The sequence below is a fragment of the Flavobacterium sp. genome, assembly GCF_035760125.1.
Taxonomy (GTDB): Bacteria; Bacteroidota; Bacteroidia; order Flavobacteriales; family Flavobacteriaceae; genus Flavobacterium.
In genome coordinates, this window is sequence record NZ_DASTTN010000013.1 from 1 (window position 1) to 3,619 (window position 3,619).

The following is a 3,619-nucleotide window of genomic DNA, read 5'->3' on the forward strand; positions in this document are numbered from 1 at the left end:
TAATTGGTATAATTAACATAATTTTATCACCCCCTTTCGTTAAGTGCGCAAAATTAAACATTATTTTTAATTCTGAGTACTTTATTTTTATTTTTTTGAATTTATTTTTTAACAGCACCAAAAATAGGATCCAAACCGAAAATACTCTTGGTCACGCGTGAAGGATAGAAGCTAGCTACCGAAGTAGCGCGGATGACCTGACCCCGTTGAGTAAAGGAGGCGAATAACCGCTCCGATAAGCAGCCTCCTTTACTCAACGGGGGCACGCCCTAAATATTTATTTCAATAAATTTCTGGAAATTACTACTTTTTGAATTTCGGTGGTTCCTTCACCGATGGTACATAATTTTGAATCTCTATAGAATTTTTCTACTGGATAATCTTTAGTATAACCATAACCTCCGTGTATTTGAACAGCATCATTAGCCACTTTTACACAAACCTCTGACGAATACATTTTGGCCATTGCACCTAATGTGGTAACAGGTCTGTGTTGCTCTTTAAGGAAAGCCGCTTTGTGTAATAATAATTCTGATGCTTCGATTTCGGTAGCCATATCAGCCAATTTAAAAGAAATCCCTTGAAAGTCAGATATTGGTTGTCCAAACTGATATCTTTCTTGAGAATATTTCAAAGCCGCTTCATAAGCTCCTTTTGCAATTCCTAACGACAAAGCTCCAATTGAAATGCGTCCGCCATCAAGAATTTTCATTGCTTGAATAAACCCCTGCCCTACTTCACCCAATCTATTGGCATCTGGAATACGACAATTGTCAAAAATCAACTCGGCTGTTTCACTAGCGCGCATTCCTAGTTTGTTTTCTTTTTTACCCGATGTAAAACCAGGCATTCCTTTTTCAAATACAAATGCAGTCATTCCTTTGGAATCTCCTTTTTCACCAGTGCGAACAATTACCACTGCAATATCTCCCGAAATAGCATGTGTTATAAAGTTTTTAGCTCCATTTACCACCCAAAAATCTCCGTCACGAACTGCAGTAGTATTCATTCCGCCTGCATCAGATCCTGTGTTATGTTCCGTTAAACCCCAAGCACCAATATGCTCTGCAGTCGCTAGTTTTGGAATCCATCTTTTCTTTTGCTCATCATTTCCAAAAGTCAAAATATGATTGGTACATAATGAATTATGGGCCGCAACAGACAATCCTATGGAAGGATCAACTTTTGAAATTTCCTCCACAACAGTAATATATTCATGATAACCCAATCCTGAGCCTCCTAATTCAGTCGGGACCAGAACTCCCATAAATCCCATTTCACCAAGTTTTTTAAACAAAGGAACTGGGAAAATTTGAGCTTCATCCCACTCCATTATATAAGGTCTTATATTTTTTTCGGCAAAATCTTTTATAGATTGTGCTATTAAAGATTGTGTTTCGTTGTAATCAAAATTCATCATAAATGTTTTTTATATTAAAAGTCCAAATATAAGGCAATAAAATTTGCTTTTTCAACAGGAAAGCCGTTAATTTTTATCAAATCCTCAATATTTTTAAAATCGCCGTTCATACTTCTATATTTTACAATTTGTCTTGCTAGGTCATATTTGAAATAAAAAAACTGAGAAAGCTCTTTTATTGATGCATTATTGACATCTATTTTAATCAAATTGGGAAGTTTTGCAATCTTAAAATGATTATTTAAATTCAAAATTACTTCTGGAGACAATCCCCAAACATCTTTAAGCTGCTCCATAGATACAAATCCTCCTAATTTTTCTTTTTGAGTTAAAATACGAAGAGAAATTATTTCTCCTACCCCGTTTATCTTAATTAAATCTTCTTTCGTCGCTTGATTAATATCAATTAAAACTATTTTCTCTTTTTTGGCGAAAGCCGAATTATGAACATACTTATAATCCTTGAACTCTTTTTTATGACTTATCCAATCGGGGAATTTAAAAAATGGAGCAATCGCATTCAATAATGAATCTGAAACTTTTGTTACATCTTGAAATTCTTTAGCAGAATTAACGAACTTATTTCCTTTTCTGAAATCTAGAAGTCGATCTATTTCCTTAACAGACATTCCCAGTTTGTAGCCTTTGTAATCTGAAATAAAATTAGGATTAAAAGGATAAATAGCAGGTTTAACATCGGATCGATGCAATTTTAAAGAATCTACTTCTGCCTGCAAAGAAAGCCACTGTTGCTTCCCTAAATCTTTTTCTTGAATTGGATTAAAATCAACAAAAAAATACACCAATTGAAGAATTATAATAATTCCGAACAAAACAATAATCCCAGTTCGCTGTTCTCGTGAAAATTTAAAATAATCTTTAATTGTATTAAAAGTCATAGTTAAAATTGCCTGATTTTGAGAAAATCATTTGAAATCTAAAAATATAAAAATTATTTACATATCAATCTTTTTATAAGAAAAATATTAATACTAATTATTAATTAAACCCATAAAAAAAGTTCCTACTATTTTTTTTCTAAATAAAAAAGCTGAATACATCATTAATTTGTTAGTTAAATGAAATTATAATTTTTATTTTTTATAAAAAACAATACATTTGGCGCTTAATAACATTTAAACCATAAAAACCATGTCTATTTGGAAAAGAAAACCATTAGCTCTACTATTAGCCGAAGCTGCTGATTCTGAAAAAGGATTAAAAAGAACACTAACCGCTTGGTCATTAGTTGCATTAGGAATCGGTGCAATTATTGGTGCCGGATTATTCGTTAGAACAGCAACCGCAGCTGCACAAAGTGCAGGACCATCAGTAACAATAGCTTTTGTTGTAGCCGCCATTGGTTGCGCATTAGCAGGATTGTGTTACGCAGAGCTTTCGTCTTCTATTCCAATTTCCGGAAGTGCATACACTTATACTTATGCCACGATGGGTGAATTTTTAGCTTGGATTATTGGTTGGGATTTAATTCTTGAATATGCCGTAGGTGCTGCAACAGTGGGAATTGCCTGGAGTGAATATCTAAATAATTTACTCACAAATGTGCTGCATATGGATCCCATCCCCTTTGCCTATTGTCATTCACCATTTCAAACATCACTAACTGGAGAACATGGAATCATAAATTTACCCGCTCTTTTTATAGTTGCCGTAATCAGTTTATTATTGATAAAAGGAATACATGAATCAGCTGTGGTAAATGGAATCATAGTTGTCGTTAAAGTTCTAATTGTAATACTAATTATTGTATTAGGTTGGCATTTCATTAATCCAACAAACCATACCCCTTACATTCCACCAACAGATGTTTTTACTGATGAACACGGAGTAGGACATGCCTATGGAGGAATTATGGGAATATTAGGTGCTGCTGGTACTGTTTTCTTTGCTTTCATCGGATTTGATGCCGTGAGTACTGCCGCACAAGAAACTATCAACCCTAAAAAGAATATGCCAATCGGTATTTTAGGATCTTTGGCAGTGTGTACTGTTTTATATATTCTTTTTGGACATGTATTAACAGGTCTTGAACCAGTTGAATTCTTTAGAACTAGCGGTAAAGAAGCATCTGTTGCTAATGCAATCATACATGCTATGGGAGAAAGTTACAACTGGCTTGCTCAATTTGTTACTGTTGCCATATTAGCAGGTTTTTCATCTGTTATTTTAGTAATGTTA

General features: G+C 33.8%; 3 protein-coding genes. 1 reads left to right on the forward strand and 2 read right to left on the reverse strand.

Features of this window, described 5'->3' with window-relative positions:
* Positions 1–277: 277 nt before the first annotated feature.
* Together VFS71_RS00500 and VFS71_RS00505 are read right to left on the reverse strand one after the other, a co-directional pair.
* Positions 278–1,417, reverse strand: coding sequence for an acyl-CoA dehydrogenase family protein (locus tag VFS71_RS00500; protein WP_326398708.1), 1,140 nt, complete (start codon positions 1,415–1,417; stop codon positions 278–280).
* 17 nt (positions 1,418–1,434) lie between these two features.
* A complete protein-coding gene (locus tag VFS71_RS00505) occupies positions 1,435–2,319 on the reverse strand; it encodes a ComEA family DNA-binding protein (protein ID WP_326398706.1) in 885 nt (294 codons plus the stop codon).
* Between the two features lie 253 nt (positions 2,320–2,572).
* Here VFS71_RS00505 and VFS71_RS00510 point away from each other — a divergent pair.
* Positions 2,573–3,619: amino acid permease (locus VFS71_RS00510; RefSeq protein WP_326398707.1), on the forward strand; the 1,047-nt coding region annotated here is incomplete at its 3' end.